This window comes from Streptomyces sp. NPDC029169 (assembly GCF_055563935.1).
This window is the reverse complement of sequence record NZ_JBVHXA010000033.1, coordinates 1-15,094: the sequence shown is the minus strand read 5'-3', so window position 1 is coordinate 15,094 and position 15,094 is coordinate 1. Positions and strand designations below refer to the sequence as shown.

The 15,094-nt window shown below is 73.7% G+C and carries 15 protein-coding genes; all 15 read left to right on the top strand.

Annotation, left to right across the window (positions count from 1 at the left end; all coding sequences use genetic code 11):
* The first annotated feature begins 244 nt into the window (after window positions 1-244).
* Window positions 245-919, top strand: coding sequence for a response regulator transcription factor (locus tag ACZ4VI_RS34390; RefSeq protein WP_468005791.1), 675 nt, complete (start codon window positions 245-247; stop codon window positions 917-919).
* 33 nt (window positions 920-952) lie between these two features.
* A complete protein-coding gene (locus ACZ4VI_RS34385; RefSeq protein ID WP_468005789.1) occupies window positions 953-1,759 on the top strand; it encodes a hypothetical protein in 807 nt (268 codons plus the stop codon).
* A 139-nt stretch (window positions 1,760-1,898) separates the two neighbouring features.
* Window positions 1,899-2,117, top strand: a complete 219-nt coding sequence (locus tag ACZ4VI_RS34380) for an MbtH family protein (protein ID WP_468005787.1) — start codon at window positions 1,899-1,901, stop codon at window positions 2,115-2,117.
* Between the two features lie 92 nt (window positions 2,118-2,209).
* The gene (locus ACZ4VI_RS34375) at window positions 2,210-3,991 is read left to right on the top strand and encodes an amino acid adenylation domain-containing protein (protein ID WP_468005786.1); all 1,782 of its coding nucleotides are present in this window, start codon (window positions 2,210-2,212) and stop codon (window positions 3,989-3,991) included.
* Window positions 3,988-5,310, top strand: a complete 1,323-nt coding sequence (locus ACZ4VI_RS34370) for a cytochrome P450 (RefSeq protein ID WP_468005784.1) — start codon at window positions 3,988-3,990, stop codon at window positions 5,308-5,310. The genes ACZ4VI_RS34375 and ACZ4VI_RS34370 overlap by 4 nt, the downstream gene beginning before the upstream one ends.
* Entirely contained in the window at window positions 5,307-6,659 is a 1,353-nt protein-coding gene (locus ACZ4VI_RS34365; RefSeq protein WP_468005782.1) for a M20/M25/M40 family metallo-hydrolase, read from the top strand. Before ACZ4VI_RS34370 ends, ACZ4VI_RS34365 begins: the two co-directional genes overlap by 4 nt.
* Window positions 6,652-7,695, top strand: a complete 1,044-nt coding sequence (locus ACZ4VI_RS34360; protein WP_468005780.1) for a GNAT family N-acetyltransferase — start codon at window positions 6,652-6,654, stop codon at window positions 7,693-7,695. Before ACZ4VI_RS34365 ends, ACZ4VI_RS34360 begins: the two co-directional genes overlap by 8 nt.
* Window positions 7,695-8,306, top strand: coding sequence for a hypothetical protein (locus tag ACZ4VI_RS34355; RefSeq protein WP_468005778.1), 612 nt, complete (start codon window positions 7,695-7,697; stop codon window positions 8,304-8,306). Before ACZ4VI_RS34360 ends, ACZ4VI_RS34355 begins: the two co-directional genes overlap by 1 nt.
* Complete coding sequence (locus ACZ4VI_RS34350) at window positions 8,303-9,340, top strand: BtrH N-terminal domain-containing protein (RefSeq protein WP_468005776.1); 1,038 nt, start codon at window positions 8,303-8,305, stop codon at window positions 9,338-9,340. Before ACZ4VI_RS34355 ends, ACZ4VI_RS34350 begins: the two co-directional genes overlap by 4 nt.
* Window positions 9,337-10,776 carry a DegT/DnrJ/EryC1/StrS family aminotransferase gene (locus ACZ4VI_RS34345; protein ID WP_468005774.1) on the top strand — a complete coding sequence of 480 codons (1,440 nt, stop codon included), beginning with the start codon at window positions 9,337-9,339 and terminating at the stop codon, window positions 10,774-10,776. The genes ACZ4VI_RS34350 and ACZ4VI_RS34345 overlap by 4 nt, the downstream gene beginning before the upstream one ends.
* Window positions 10,773-11,135 carry an acyl carrier protein gene (locus ACZ4VI_RS34340; protein ID WP_468005773.1) on the top strand — a complete coding sequence of 121 codons (363 nt, stop codon included), beginning with the start codon at window positions 10,773-10,775 and terminating at the stop codon, window positions 11,133-11,135. Before ACZ4VI_RS34345 ends, ACZ4VI_RS34340 begins: the two co-directional genes overlap by 4 nt.
* Entirely contained in the window at window positions 11,132-11,950 is an 819-nt protein-coding gene (locus ACZ4VI_RS34335; RefSeq protein WP_468005771.1) for an AzlC family ABC transporter permease, read from the top strand. Before ACZ4VI_RS34340 ends, ACZ4VI_RS34335 begins: the two co-directional genes overlap by 4 nt.
* The gene (locus ACZ4VI_RS34330; protein ID WP_468005769.1) at window positions 11,950-12,267 is read left to right on the top strand and encodes an AzlD domain-containing protein; all 318 of its coding nucleotides are present in this window, start codon (window positions 11,950-11,952) and stop codon (window positions 12,265-12,267) included. Before ACZ4VI_RS34335 ends, ACZ4VI_RS34330 begins: the two co-directional genes overlap by 1 nt.
* A gap of 7 nt (window positions 12,268-12,274) precedes the next feature.
* Entirely contained in the window at window positions 12,275-13,582 is a 1,308-nt protein-coding gene (locus tag ACZ4VI_RS34325; RefSeq protein WP_468005767.1) for an ATP-grasp domain-containing protein, read from the top strand.
* A gap of 76 nt (window positions 13,583-13,658) precedes the next feature.
* The coding region (locus ACZ4VI_RS34320) for a condensation domain-containing protein (protein ID WP_468005765.1) at window positions 13,659-15,094 on the top strand (1,436 nt) is incomplete at its 3' end.

Below are 15,094 nucleotides of genomic sequence, written 5' to 3'. Positions count from 1 at the left end.
CGTTTCCCCCCCCCCTGTCCCCCCCCCCCCCCCCCCCCCCGCCCCCCCCCCCCGGGGGGGGCCGCCCCCCCCCCCCCCCCCCCCCCCCCCCCCCACACCCCCCCCCCCCCCCCCACCCCCCCCCCCCCCCCCCCCCCCCCCCCCCCCACGGCACCGCCTGTTCGCCCCCGCAGCGCCGTCCCTGTGTGGCCCACAAGGCCAAGGCCAGATCGCTGTTCTGGCGAACGCGAGGAGTGATCCTTCCGTGTCCATCAAAGTTCTCATCTGTGACCAACTGCCCCTGATGCGCGACGGACTGCGCACGCTGCTGGACGCACTGCCCGACACCCATGTCGTGGCCACCACCGACAGCTGCATGCAGACCGTCGCCCTCACCCGGCACCACCGCCCGGACGTCGTCCTCATCGGACTCGCCGAACTCGAACCCGGGCTCGACCTGATCCGCCGGCTCGGCGCACTCGACGGCCCATACGGTCCGCCGCCCCATCCGGTCGTCTTCCACTCCGAGTACGACGACGTGATGGTGATGGACCTGCTGCGCGAGGGCGCCAAGGGGCTCATCAACCGGGACGCCACCAGCGACGAGGTGATCGCCGCCACCCGGGGCGTGGCCCGTGGCCGTACCGTCCTTGCTCCCGAGATCGTCGACCGGCTCGTCGGCTGGGTGCGCGAGCGCGGTGCCGCCCCGCGGTCCGCCTCCGCCCACCCCGAGGTGGATGCCCTCACCGCACGCGAGCGCGAGGTGCTCCAGCTCATCGGCCGCGGCCTGACGATCGACGACGTGGCCGGCGAGCTCTACATCGGGATCAGCACCGTCCGTACCCACCTGCACCGCATCCGCCACAAGCTCGACCTCAAGGACCGCGCCCAGCTGGTGGCCTTCGCCTACCAGGCCGGGCTCATGAGCCAGGCCGCCTGACAGGCCGGGCGAGAAGGGGAACCACCAACCACCATGGCTCAGGAAGCCCAGGAGATCCGTACGTTCACCATCGGGCGACGCTTCAACGGGCCGCCGGATTCCGCCAACGGCGGTTACGCCTGCGGACTGTTCGCCGCCCTCGGCGCCTACCTGCACGGCGACGCCGCCGCCGTCACCCTGCTCGCGCCGCCGCCGCTCGACACCCCATTGACCTTCCACCCCGGCGGGCGCCGCTCCCAGATCCGGGACGGCGACACGCTGATCGCCACGGTCACCGCCGGCGGCGGGCCGATCGAGGTGCTGCCGCCCGTGTCCCTCACCGCGGCCACCGCGGCCTCCGGCCGCTTCCACGGGGAGGACGGCCACCCCTTCCCCACCTGCTTCGTGTGCGGAGTCGACCGCGGCCCGGCCGACGGGCTGCGGATGCGGCCCGGCCTCCTGGCCGGCCGTACGGACACAGGAACCGCCACCGACATGGGCACCGACACAGGAACCGCCACCGTGGCCTGCGCCTGGACGCCCGACGACACGGTCACCGAGCCCGACGGGCGGGTACGGGGGCCGGTCCTGTGGGCGGCGCTCGACTGCCCCGGGGGCTGGACCTCGGACCCCGCCCTGGAGCCGATGGTCCTCAGCCGGATGACCGCCCGTGTCACCGAACCGCCCGAGGCCGGCCACACGTACGTCGTCCTCGGCCGCCGGCTGCGCCGCAGCGGCCGCACCGCGGTCAACGCCACCGCCCTCTACACCACCGATGGACGGCTCGTCGCCCACGCGTCCGCCGTGTGGGCCGCCGTCAACGACACGGCTACGCCCGGCGTCCGGTCCGTCCACGTCTGAGCTCGCCCGGGGACGCCGGGAATCCACCACGGCGTGGACGCACAACCACCGTGCCACGCCATAGCTTTCAGGAACCTCACGCCGTGCCGACGAGACCGCGGGACGCACCGGCACCGGAACCAGGAGAAAGGGAATCGCGATGTCGACCGAGGAAGCGGATTCCACGGAGTACGCCGTCGTCGTCAACGACGAGGAGCAATACTCCCTCTGGCCGGCCCGCAAGGCGCTCCCGCGGGGTTGGCGCGCGGCCGGGAAGCAGGGCCCCAAGGACGCATGTATGGCATACGTCGCCGAGGTCTGGACCGACATGCGCCCGCTGAGCCTGCGCGTGTCGAGCGCGGCCGGCGACACCCCCTGACGGCCACCGGCGCCGGCACCCTCCCACCGTTCGCGTGCCCGTCCGTACGCGGCGGCTCGTCCCTCGTCCATTCGCGGCAGAAGGATCCCGTCTTGACCACCCATTCCATCGACGGCCGGTTCGAGGCCCAGGCGGCCCGCACCCCCGACGCCATCGCGCTCGCCCGCGGCCCGGAGCGGCTCACCTACGCGGAGCTCAACGCGGCGGCCAACCGGCTCGCGCACCAGCTGCGCGCCCGCGGTGTCGGCCCGGGCGTCCACGTCGGACTGTGCCTGGAGCGCTCGCCCCGGCTGATCACCGCGCTGCTCGCCGTCCTCAAGGCCGGCGGCGCCTACGTCGCCCTTGACCCCAAGCAGCCCCAGGAGCGGCACCGGACCATCCTCACGGACGCCGGGATCGAGGTGCTCCTCACCCAGCGGTCCTTCCTCGGCGTCTTCGACGGACTCGTCGAACGGCCGCTCGTCGTCGACGCCGACGACCCGGACCGCGACCGGCAGCCCGACACCGACCCGGCGCTGCCCGCCGACCCGGAGCGCCCCGCGTACATCGCCTACACCTCTGGCTCCACCGGCGTCCCCAAGGGCGTCGTCGTGCCACACCGCGCCGTCCTGCGCCTGGTCACCGAGCCGAACTTCCTCACCATCGGGCCCGACGACGTCATGCTCCAGTTCGCGCCGATCGCCTTCGACGCGTCCACCCTGGAGATCTGGGCACCGCTCCTGAACGGCGCCCGGCTCGCCGTCCACCCCGCCCTCGACCCCACCCTCGACCAGCTCGCGGACACCGTCGAGGCCGAGGGCGTCACCGTCATGTGGCTGACCGCGGGACTGTTCCACCAGATGGTGGAAGGCCCGCTGCACCGGCTCACCGGCGTGCGCCAGCTGCTCGCGGGCGGCGACGTGCTCTCCGCACCCCATGTGAACAAGGCGCTGGCCGCCCTCCCGGGCTGCCGGATCGTCAACGGCTACGGCCCCACCGAGAACACCACCTTCACCTGCTGTCACGTGATGACGGAGGAGGTCGACACCGACACCGTCCCGATCGGCCGCCCGGTCACCGGCACCACCGTCCTCGTCCTCGACGAGCAGGGCAGGCCGGTCGCCGACGGCGAGGCCGGTGAGCTGTACGCCGGCGGCGAGGGCGTGGCGCTCGGCTACCTCGGCCGGCCCGACCTGACCGCCGAGCGTTTCGTGTCCGACCCCACAGCCTCCGCCGGCTCACCCGATGCCCGGGCCGGCGGAACCTACTACCGCACCGGCGACCTGGTCCGCCGCCGGGTCGACGGCGTCGTCGAGTTCCTCGGCCGGGTCGACAACCAGGTCAAGATCCGCGGCTTCCGGGTCGAGCCCGGCGAGGTCGAGGCGGCGCTCCTGGCCCGCCCCGAGATCTCCGACGCCGCCGTGATCGCGCAGGAGCACGCGCGCATGGGCCGCCGCCTCGTCGCCTTCTACGTCAGCGACCAGGGCCTCTCCGTCCCGGAGCTCCGTGGTGGACTCGCCCGCACCCTGCCCCCGTACCTGGTGCCCGGCGCGTTCGTCCGCATGACCGCCCTGCCGCTCACCCCCAACGGCAAGGTCGACCGGGCGGCCCTGGCCCACGAGATCTTCCGCGACCGGCCGGACCTCGGCAGCGACTACCGGGCCCCCGGCAGCGAGATCGAGAGCGCCCTCGCCGAGATCTGGGGCGACCTGATGGAGATCGACGAGATCGGCGTCGACGACGACTTCTTCGAGCTGGGCGGCCACTCCCTCATGGCCACCCAGATCACCTCGCGCATATCCGCCCTGTGGGGCGTCGACATCACCGCGCGCTCTTTCTACGAGAACCCCACCGTGGGCGAACTCGCCCCGACCATCGAGGAGCTGAAGCGGTGAGGATCACCGTCCCCGACCACGCCGGGACCGACGACACGGCCCCCTCCTACTCCGGTCCCGAGATCGACCTGGACACCGTCGACCTCTTCGACCCCGCCCTGTACGCCACCGGCGACCCCCACCGGATCTGGCACACCCTGCGCCACCGGGCGCCCGTGCACCGCCAGACCCTCCCCGACGGCCGCTCCTTCTGGTCGATCACCAAGTACCACGACGTCAACGACGTCCTGCGCGACCACACGCGGTTCACCTCCAGCCGCGGCACCCTGCTCAGCATCCTCGGCTCCCAGGACCCGGCCGGCGGCAAGATGATGGCCGCCAGCGACCCGCCGGTGCACACCGCGATGCGCGAACCGCTGATGAAGGTCATGTCGCACCGCGCCATGAAGGAGCGCCGGCCGCAGATCCGCCGCATCGTGCACCGCCGCATGCTCGCGCACCTCCTCGACGGCGGGACCTGGGACATCGCGGCCGCCGCCGCCGACTTCCCCATGGCGTTCACCGGCACCCTGATGGGGCTGCCCGAGCGGGACTGGCCGCGGCTGACCAAGCTCACCTCCATGGCCATCGCGCCCTCCGACAGCGAGTTCCAGGAGGGCAGCGCCCACGGCACGCTCGTCGCCGCCCACCACGAACTCTTCGACTACTTCTCGCGGTTCGTCCGCCGCCACCCCGGCGGCGACGACGACCTGGTCGGCTTCCTCATCGGCATGGAGGCCGGCGGCCGGCGGCTGCGCCACGACGAGATCGTCTTCAACTGCTACAGCCTGCTGCTCGGCGCCAACGTCACGACCCCGCACGCCATCGCCGCCACCGTCCTCGCCCTCATCGAGAACCCCGAGGAGTACGCGCGGCTGCTCGCCGACCCCTCCCTGGTGCCCGGCGCCGTGGACGAGGGACTGCGCTGGTCCTCGCCCGCCAACCACTTCATGCGCTACGCCGTGCACGACCTCGAGCTGAGCGGTGTCCAGATCAAGGAGGGCGACGCGCTCGTCACCTGGCTCGGCTCGGCCAACCGTGACGAGGACGTCTTCCCCGACCCGTACCGCTTCGACATCACCCGCCGCCCCAACCGGCACGTCGCCTTCGGCTTCGGCCCGCACTACTGCATCGGCGCCCCGCTGGCGAAGGTCGCGCTGAACATCCTCTTCGAGGAGATCGTGCGGGTCGTGGAGGAGTTCCGGGTCGCGGGCCCCGTCGCCCACCTGGAGTCCAACTTCGTCGCCGGCATCAAGCACCTCCCGCTGACCGCCCGGCTCCGCCCCGGCGCCGAGAACCTGCTGCGGGAAGCCCTCCAGGACGGACTCGTGGCCGCATGACCACCCTCGCGACCACCCCCGGGCTCCCGCGCGACCTCCCGGCCGACCCGGTCTCGCTCGCCCAGCGCCTGATCCGCTTCGAGACCGTCAACCCGCCCGGCGCCGAGGCCGCGTGCGTCCACTGGATCCGCGACCTGCTCGACGCCGCCGGCCTGGAGACCCGGCTGCTCGCCCTCGATCCCGAGCGGCCCAACCTGGTCGCCCGGCTCCGCGGCCGCGGCACCGAACCCCCACTGCTCCTGCACGCCCATGTCGACGTCGTCCCCGTCACCGGCCAGGACTGGAGCCGGCCGCCGTTCGCCGCCGACATCGTCGACGGCGAACTGTGGGGGCGCGGCGCGGTCGACATGAAGGGCCACCTGGCGATGATGCTGGCGGCCCTGCTGCGGCTCGCCGCCGACGGCACCCCGCCCGCCGGAGACGTCATCCTCGCCGTCGTCGCCGACGAGGAGGCGGGCAGCGCCACCGGCGCCCGCTTCCTCGTCGAACGCCACGCCGAACTCTTCGCCGGGGTCCGGTACGCGATCGGGGAGGACGGCGGCGCCGAACTGCGGCTCGGCGGAGCCACGCGGCTGCACCCGATCGTCGTCGCCGAGAAGCGCGCCCTGTGGGTACGGGCCACCCTGCACGGCACCCCCGGTCACGCCTCGCGCGTCGCCGGACCCGAGGGCGCCGCGGCCAAGCTCCACCGGCTGCTCGCCGCCATCGACGGCGGCGGCCTCGGCACCCTCATGACCCCCGTCGTCGACCGGATGCTCGCCGAACTGTCGGGTGCCCTGCCCGAACCGTACGCCGGCCGGCTCGCCGCCTTCCGCGCCGACCCGGACGACACGGCGCTCACGGGCCTCGACGACGCCGACGTCCGCTACCTGCACTCCCTCGTCCAGCACACCGTCAACGCCACGGTCGTCCACGGCGGCACCGCCACCAACGTGCTGCCCGCGCGGATCACCGTGGAACTCGACGGGCGGCTCCTGCCGGGCGAGCACTCCCGCGAGGACTTCCTGGCCACGCTGCAGGCCAGGGCCGGCTGCCCGATGGACCTCGACGTCCTCGTCGAGGGCGAGCGGATGCCGCAGCCGCGGCTCGACGGCTTCTACGACCGGCTCGCGGCCGTCCTCAAGGCCAAGGACCCGCAGGGCATCCCGTTCCCCATGGTGACCACCGCGTCCACCGACGCCCGCCTCTTCCCCCGCCTGGGAATCCAGACCTTCGGCTGGCTGCCGCTGCTGCACGGACCGGACCGCTCCTACCGCGGCCGGCTGCACTGCCCGGACGAGCGGATCAACGTGCGGTCGCTGGAGTTCGGCGCGGACTGCTTCCACGCCCTGCTGGCCGGCCATGGCTGAACAGGGCGTCCGCGTACGGGCGCACACCGAAGACCTCCCCGCGCGGGACCGGACCGCGCGCCCGGGCCCGAGCACGGGCCCGAGCACCGGGCACGACGACCTCCGCGTCCGGGCCCTGTCCACGGCGGAGGCGCTCGCGCCCGGCCGCGCGGCGCGGATCGCCGCGCTGACCCGCGCTGCCTACACCGGCTCCGACCCGCTGCCCGGCCTGCCCGTCCCCGACGGGGCCCACGAGACCGAGGCCGCGTTCCGCGCCCAGGTGCGCGACCACGGTGCCGTGGTCTGGCTCGCCGAGACGGCCTCCGGCGAGACCGTCGGCACCCTGCGCGTCGAGCGCCGGGTCGACGGCGCGTGGGAGATCGGCCGCGTCGCGGTCGCCCCGGCCGCGCGCGGCACGCAAGTGGCCCGCACCCTGCTCTCCGCGGTGGACGAGGTGGCCACGGCCCGTGGCGTACCCGCACTGCGGCTCGACGCGGTCGTCGAACGCTGCCTGCCCACCCTCTACACGCGGCTCGGCTTCCGGCCAGTACGCCACTGGCAGAGCCAGGACAAGCCGCTGACCGAGGTCACCCTGGAGCGCCGGCCGGCCGCGGGCCACGCCACCGCGCCCCTGCCGTACCTGGACCCCGCCGCCACACCCGGACTCCAGATCCTGTGGCTGCTCACCGACGCCGCCCTGATCGCCACCACGGACCCGGCGTCCGGCGAACTCCGCCACCTGGCCGAGAACCCCGGCGGTGTGCGGCTGGCAGGGGCCGACCTGTGGCCGGGAGCGGGCGAAGCGGAGCGGCTCGTGCTCCTGGAGCGGCTCGCCGCCTCCGGGAACGGGCGGCGCGCCGGCACCGGCACCGTCGTCTTCCCCGGCGGCCGGGCCGCCACGCCCGCCCACATCATGCCGCGCACCGTCGAACCGCGCCTGTACGCCTGGTACCGGTTGCCTCCCGGCGCCGAACTCCCCTGGCCGAACAGCGCGTTCACCGAGCCCCCCAAGGCCCCGCCCACTGTCCTCCCAACTGCCGCAGTCAGGTGCACGTGATGGAACGACTTCCCCTGGCCGTACCCGTCGATCTGACGGCCCACGCCGACAACACCGGGATCACCCCGGCCGACGCCCTCGACGCCGGCGCCTTCAACCTGTGGGGAAACACCTTTCCCGCCGAGGAGCTGCCGCCCGGCGGACCCGTCGAGGTGGACGGCATCCCCTTCCTCTTCCCCCGGCACGCCCCTGGCACCCCCGACAACATCCGCTGCGCCGGGCAGCTGATCGAGCTGCCGACCGGGCGCTACGACTGGATCCAGGTCCTGGCCGCGGCCGAACGGCGCACCGAGGACCAGGTCCTGCTGCACTACGGCGACGGCTCGGTCGACCCCGAGTGGCTGCGCGTCTCCGACTTCTGGCCCGAGACCGCCTCCCGCCTCGGCGGCACCCCCGCCTACACCTGCGGCCGGCTGCACTACCCGCGCCACGTCGAGCGGAAGTTCGGCCCGACCCTGTGGCGCCACCGCGTGCCCGTGCCGCGCGAGGCCGAGCTGACGGCGGTACGGCTGCCCGACAACCCCGCCGTACACATCTTCGCCCTCACCCTCGTCCCCGCACCACCCCGTGTCCCCGCCCGCTACGACACCCCCGCGGAGGTGGCGGCATGACCGTGCTCCTCGACCGCATACGGCCCTGGCGCCACGACCTCGGCGGCTGCCTGCACGGCTGCCTCGCCACCCTCCTGGAGCACCGCGGTGTCGAGGCACTACCCGTCCTCGGGGCCGCCTGGACGTTCCGTCACTTCCCCGGCGGAGTGCGCCGCGAGGAGTACTACTACCCGTGCGCGAGCGGCGAGTCCCTGCTGTCCGCGCTCGCCCCGTACCACCCCGTCCGCTCCCGCTGGCACGAGCCCGCGGACGCCGAGGTCGGCTGGCGCGAGGTGCGCGAACAGCTCGCCGCCGGCCATGCGGTCGCGATCGCCGTGGACAACTTCCACCTGCCCTTCCGGCCCGCCTACCAGGACGTCCACTCCAACCACATGGTGATCGTCCACGGATACGACGAAGAGCGCGGCACCGTGCGGGTCATGGACGCCGTACCCCCCGCCTTCCACGGCGACATCGCCCTCGCGGACCTCGCCGCCTCCCGCGACTCCGGCAACGAACTCGTCCACGAGCGCGACATGTTCTTCACCGGCGTCCGCATCGGCAACCGCTGGCTCTCCGTCGAACTGGACTGCCCTCCCGAGGACTTCCCCGTCCTCGACCGGGCCGAGGCACACCGGATCATCGGCCTCAACCTCGCCCACTTCTCCGCCCCGGCCGACGGCGAGGCGTACACCGGCCTCGCCGGACAGCGCGCCTTCCTGGAGGAGTGCGTCAAGCGATTCGGCGCGGGCGAGGACATACGCGACGACCTGTTCGTGGTCGCCGGCGCCGCGCTCGCCTGCACCGCCGTCCACGCCGACTGGCTCGGCCACGCCGGCCGCGCCCTCGGCCTGCCCGGCCTGGTCGAGCAGGCCAGGTCCGTCGACCGCGTCGCCCACCACTGGTCGGCCGTACGCATCATGGCCGGCCTCACCCGGGGTGCAGACGCGCCCCCCGGCATCACCCCGGAGCGCCTGTCCCGGCGCGTCCACGCACTGATGAAGGACCACGAGAGCGCCCTCTACGGGCTGGAGCACGAAAGGGCAGCACTGTGACCACCTCCGCCGCCGTCCCGGCGACACCCGGAACCACGGCCACGGCCACCACCGGGAAGCTGGCCATGCTCGGCGGCCGCCGGGCCGTCCCGCGCGACCTGCGCATCGCCCCCTGGCCGCAGGTGACCGAGGAGGACCGGCAGGCCGTCCTCGACGCCCTGGACTCCGGCCGCTTCACCACCGCCTCAGCGGGCGAGCAGGCGATCCCCGGCCTGGAACAGGAGTGGGCCGCCTACACCGGCACCCGGCACGCCGTCGCCGTCAGCAACGGCACCGCCGCCATCTCCCTCGCCCTCGGCGCGCTCGGCATCGAACCCGGCGACGAGGTCATCGTGCCCGCGCTCAGCTTCATCGCCACCGCCGCGGCCCCCCTGCACCTGATGGCCGTACCGGTCTTCGTCGACATCGACCCGCGTACGTACAACATGACGGCCGCCGCCGTCGAAGCCGCCATCACTCCGCGCACCCGGGCCATCGTCGTCGTCCACCTGCACGGCCTGCCCGCCGACATGGACGAGATCGACGCCGTCGCCCGGCGCCACGGCATCCCCGTCGTCGAGGACGCGGCCCAGGCCCACGGCGCGGAGTACCGCGGCCGCAAGGTCGGCTCCATCGGCGCGATCAACACCTTCAGCCTCAACGTCAGCAAGAACCTCGCGACCTGCGGCGAGGGTGGTCTGATCACCACCGACGACGAGCGGCTCGCCACCCGCGCCCTCATGCTGCGCCAGTTCGGCGAGCTCATCCCCGGGCGCGGCGAACGCAGTTACGTCTCCCACCTGCTGGGCTGGAACAACAAGCCGAGCGCCCTGCAGGCCGCGTTCACCCGCAGCCAGCTCGCCCGCTTCCCCGCCGAGGCCACACAGCGCGACACCAACGTACGGGCGCTGCTCGACCGGGTGGCCGCACTGCCCGGCCTGCTCGCCCCCGGGGCACCCGAGGACCGCACCCACGCCTGGCACATCCTGCGCTTCCGCGTCGACCCGGCGACCTTCGGGCTCGACGACCACCTCGCCGGACCGCTGCGGGCCACCGTCCAGCGGGCCCTGCGGGCAGAGGGCGTCCCCGCCGCCCCGTACCAGCTGATGCCGCTGCCCGCGCAGAAGGTGTTCCGCGAGAAGCGCGGCCTCGGGGGCTACCCCTGGGCGCTGCCCGGCGTCCCCGAACGCCCCTTCCGCGAGGAGGACTTCCCCGTCACCCACCGGGTGATCGACGACTCCTTCGCCCTCCAGAAGGCCCACCTGCACCCCGGCGCGGGGCCGCTGCTCCAGCGCTACGCCGACGCCTTCGAGAAGGTCTGGGAACACCGCGACACCCTCGCGGGCGTGGCCGCCGCCCTGCCGTACACCCACCCGTGGGAGCAGGCGGCCGGCATCGCGGCGACCGAGTGGGACACGGCCTTCGGCACCGGCACGACGGGAGGCACCGGCGCATGAGCGAGGAAACGCGCCCCACGCAGCTCCAGGAGGACCTGACCGCCCTGTGGCGGGAGATCTTCGAGATCCCCGAGACGGACGAGGTCGACCCGGAGGAGAGCCTCTTCGAGGCAGGCGGCACCTCCCTGCAGGCCGTCCGCCTCATGACGCGCATCGACGAGACGTACGGAGTGAAGATCCCGCTGCCCGTCGTCTTCGCCGAGGGCAGCGTCGGCCGGCTCGCCGAACTCGTCGAGGAGGGACTGCTCGACCTCCTCGGCGATCTCACCGAGGAGGAGGCCCTGCGCCTGCTCCAGGAGGAGACCGGCGGGGCGACCGGCACCGCCGACGCCGGAACAGGACCCGGCCGGACCGCGTGACCGATGACGACCTGCCGGCCGGAGGGCCGGCAACGGTGACACCACGGCGCGAGTTCCTCGACGGAGCCCGCGCCATGGTGCCGTTCATGATCTCGGCCTTCCCCATGGGCCTGATCGCCGGCGCGGCCGGCCTCGCCGCCGGCCTCGGCGCGCTCGGCACCCTCGGCATGGCCATGGCCGTCAACTCCGGCACGGCCATGCTCGCCGCCGTGCAACTGCTGCGCGCAGGGGCGGGCTGGCCCGTGGTGCTGCTGACCGTGCTCGTACTGAGCCTGCGCATGCTCATCTACGCCACGCTGCTGCGCCCGCACCTGGCCTCGCTCCCGCGCCGCTGGCGGATCGCGCTCGCCTTCGGGCTCGTCGACGCCGTCTTCTTCGCCGCCCTGGAACGCTACCGGGCCGGACTCGGCGATCCCCGGGCCCGCGCCTGGTACTTCCTGGGCGCCTCCGGCGCCATGTACGCGAACTGGACCTGCTCCACCGCGCTCGGCCTGGCGCTGGGCCTCGCCGTCCCCGGCGACTCGCCCCAGGTCCTCCTGGAGTTCCCGATGACCGCCCTGTTCATCGCGATGCTCGCCCTCGCGCTGGTCGACCGGCGGCTGTGGACCGCCGCGGCCGCCGCGGCGGCGATCGCCCTGCTCGCCCGGCCGCTGCCCTACAACCTCGGGCTGATCGCCGGCGTCCTGGCGGGAGCCGCGGCCGGGATGCTGAGCGAGCGCCTCATTCCCCCGGCCGCCCCGGTCCCTGCGTCCGGCCCGGCCTCCGCGGGCGCGTCGAGCGACCAGGACGACCGGCACGCCGAAGGCGCCGCCTGATGGGAACCGTCCTGCTGATCACGGGCATGGCGCTGTGCGCCTTCGCCGTCCGCTACCTGCCGCTCGCCGTACCACGCGAGCGCGAGCTCCCTGGCCCGCTGCGCTCGGCCGTCGGCTACGTCCCGGCCGCCGTCCTCGCGGCGATGGTCGCCCCCGCCGTCACCGGACCGTCCCACGGCGGCGCGGGCCTCACCACGGCGTCCCTCGCCGGCGGCCTGGTGACCCTCGTGGCCGGGCTCGCCACGAAACGCATGCTGCTCGCCGCCGCCCTCGGGGTCGCGGCGTTCTTCCTGGTGCTCCACACAATGAGGGGTTGAGAGGTACATGAACCGACCGGCGACCGCGCTCCCGCGCCTGGCGATCGTCTACGACAACGGGGCGGTCAGCCCCGTCGAGATCGCCCACGCCGCGACCGGCCTGTGCGACATCGTCCTGGTCCTCGACCCGTCCGCACCGGCGGTCGCCGCCTCCCTGCCCGTACTGGAGGCCATCGGCACCCTCGTCCCGCACCAGCCCGGCACCGCGGCCGAGAAGACCGGCCGCCGCCTCGCCGAACTGGGCGTCAGCGGCATCACCACGTTCACCGACGCCCTGCTGTGCGACACCGCCGAGCTGGCCCGGACGCTCGGCCTGCGCTTCCACACCCCCGAGGTCGCCCAGCGCCTCGCCGACAAGCTCCACCAGCGCGCGCGCCTCGCCGCCGCCGGCATGCCCGTCGTGCGGTTCGCCGAACTGTCCTCCGCCGCCGGCATCGAGGAGGCCCTGGCGACCGTACGACTGCCCGCCGTCCTCAAGCCGCGCGAGGGCGCCGGCAGCCGCAGTACCTTTCCCGTCGCCACCGCCGAGGCGTTCCGCCGCGTGGCGGGCGACCTGCTCGCCGCCGGAGAGGACCGGCTCATCGCCGAGGAACGCCTCGTCGGCGACCCCGACGTCGCCGGGGCCCGCTGGGGCGACTACGTGTCGGTCGAGTCCGTCGTCGACGGCGACCGGATCACCCACATCGGCATCACGGGCAAGCTTCCGCTGGTCGAACCCTTCCGCGAGAGCGGAGTGTTCTTCCCCAGCACGCTCCCCGAGACCGCCGCGAACGCGGTCCTGGACGGCACCACGCAGGCGCTGCGGGCCCTGGAAGTGACCTCCGGGGTCACCCACACCGAGTTCAAGCTCACCCCCGAAGGGCCGCGTCTCATCGAGGTCAACGGCCGCCTCGGCGGCTTCGTCAACGACCTCGTCAGCCGCTCCACCGGCGTCGGCATGCTCCGTATCGCCCTGGAGAACGCCCTCGCCACCGGCGCACCCGTGCCCGCCCGCATCGACGCGCCCGCCGCCGGAGCCGAGCCGCCACGGGTCGCCTTCCAGCGCTTCGCGCCCCCGCCCCTCACGGCGGCGGCCGTCCACACCGTCGAGGGCGAGAAGGAGGCCCGGCGCATTCCCGGAGTGGTCCGCGTGGAGATCGTCCGGCGCCCCGGCGAACCGGTGGACTGGCGCCGGGGCACCCAGAGCTTCGCCGCCATCGTGTACGGCCGGACCACCGGCCACCGGGAGCTCGACGCCACGCTCGCCACGGTCGACGACACCCTCCGCATCACGTACGCCGCACGTCCACACGCACCGGCGGGGCTCAGCAGCTGAGTGGACGCGGAGCGCCGCACCGAGCGCATAGCTTCACGGACAGGTCGAAGGGCTCGAAGGGATTCCAGAGATGAGCATGACGAATCAGGATGGCGGCGCGGCGGGCAAGGGCGGCCTCGCAGACATCAAGCGCGCCCTGCTCGAAGCCAAGCTGAGCCGGCAGCGGGCCGACGCGGCCGCACGCGACCGCATCGTGCCCGTGGACCGCACCGGCCCGGTCGAGGTCTCCGACCAGCAGCGGCACCTCTGGCTGCTGCACCAGCTGGCCCCGGACGAGCCCGTCTACAACGTGCCGTTCGCGCTGCGGCTGCGCGGCGCCCTTGACGTGGCGGCGCTCGGCCGGGCCCTGTGCGGCCTGGTCGCCCGCCACGAGGCGCTCCGTACCCGCTTCCACGCCGAACGCGGCGTGCCGTACCAGCTCATCGACGAAGAGCCCGACACCTGGCCTCTGCCCGTCACCGACCTCGCCACCGTGCCCGCCCCCGACGGCGGCCCCACGACCGAGGAAGCCCGCATCCGCGCGTGGGTGGAGACCCAGGCCCGGGCCCCCTTCGACCTGGCGGCCGGACCGCTGCTGCGCACCGACCTCCTCCGGATCGGCGACAACGACCACGTCCTGCTGCTCTGCCTGCACCACATCGTGACCGACGGCTGGTCCGTCGGAGTCCTCACCCGCGACCTGTCCGCCCTGTACGAGGGTGCCGACCTGCCGGAACTGGTCGCCCAGCCCGTGGACCACGCCGTCTGGCAGCGGCGCCGGCTCGCCGCGGGCGCCCAGGACGCCCAGATCGCCCACTGGCGGACCGCCCTCGACGGCGTCCCCACCCTCGACTTCCCGACCGACCGCCCCCGCCCCTCCCACCCCGTCTGGGCGGGCGCGGAACTCGAACTGCCGCTGCCGGCCCACCTCGGCCCTGCCGTCCGCGACTGGGCGGGGGCCGAGCGTCTCTCGCTCCTTGCCGTCCTCCAGGCCGCCTTCCTGACGGTGCTGTCGCGTTATACGGGTCAGGATGATCTGGCAGTGGGTTCGGTGTTCTCGGGGCGGACCCGTTCCGAGGTGGAGCCGCTCGTCGGCTTCTTCGCGAACACGCTGGTCTTGCGCACCAGCACGGCCGGCGACCCGACCTTCGCCGAACTCGTCCACCGCTGCCAGCAGACCGTCCTCGGCGCCCTCGAGCACCAGGACGTCCCCTTCGGCACGCTCGTCGAGGAACTCCGCCCCCAGCGGATTCCGGGGCGCAACCCGCTCTTCCAGATCAGCTTCACCCTGCTGACGGGTGCCATGGTCGGCGAGTTCGGCCTGGGCGAGGGCGTGACGGTCGAAGCCCTCCCGGTCGAGAACGGAACCTCCCGCTTCGACCTGGCCTTCCAGGTCAACGAGGCCGCCGACGGACAGCTCCGCGTCTGGCTCGAGTATTCGACGGAGTTGTTCGAGCGGGGTCGGATGGAGCGTTTGGTGGGGCATTTCGCTTCGGTGTTGGAGCGGGGTGTGGCTGATCCGGGTGTGCGGGT

Excerpts from the sequence above, each read along its gene's own strand:
- ACZ4VI_RS34385 (WP_468005789.1), top strand. The coding sequence starts at position 953 with ATGGCTCAGGAAGCCCAGGAGATCCGTACGTTCACCATCGGGCGACGC.
- ACZ4VI_RS34380 (WP_468005787.1), top strand. The coding sequence starts at position 1,899 with ATGTCGACCGAGGAAGCGGATTCCACGGAGTACGCCGTCGTCGTCAAC.
- ACZ4VI_RS34365 (WP_468005782.1), top strand. The coding sequence starts at position 5,307 with ATGACCACCCTCGCGACCACCCCCGGGCTCCCGCGCGACCTCCCGGCC.
- ACZ4VI_RS34360 (WP_468005780.1), top strand. The coding sequence starts at position 6,652 with ATGGCTGAACAGGGCGTCCGCGTACGGGCGCACACCGAAGACCTCCCC.
- ACZ4VI_RS34355 (WP_468005778.1), top strand. The coding sequence starts at position 7,695 with ATGGAACGACTTCCCCTGGCCGTACCCGTCGATCTGACGGCCCACGCC.
- ACZ4VI_RS34350 (WP_468005776.1), top strand. The coding sequence starts at position 8,303 with ATGACCGTGCTCCTCGACCGCATACGGCCCTGGCGCCACGACCTCGGC.
- ACZ4VI_RS34340 (WP_468005773.1), top strand. The coding sequence starts at position 10,773 with ATGAGCGAGGAAACGCGCCCCACGCAGCTCCAGGAGGACCTGACCGCC.
- ACZ4VI_RS34330 (WP_468005769.1), top strand. The coding sequence starts at position 11,950 with ATGGGAACCGTCCTGCTGATCACGGGCATGGCGCTGTGCGCCTTCGCC.
- ACZ4VI_RS34325 (WP_468005767.1), top strand. The coding sequence starts at position 12,275 with ATGAACCGACCGGCGACCGCGCTCCCGCGCCTGGCGATCGTCTACGAC.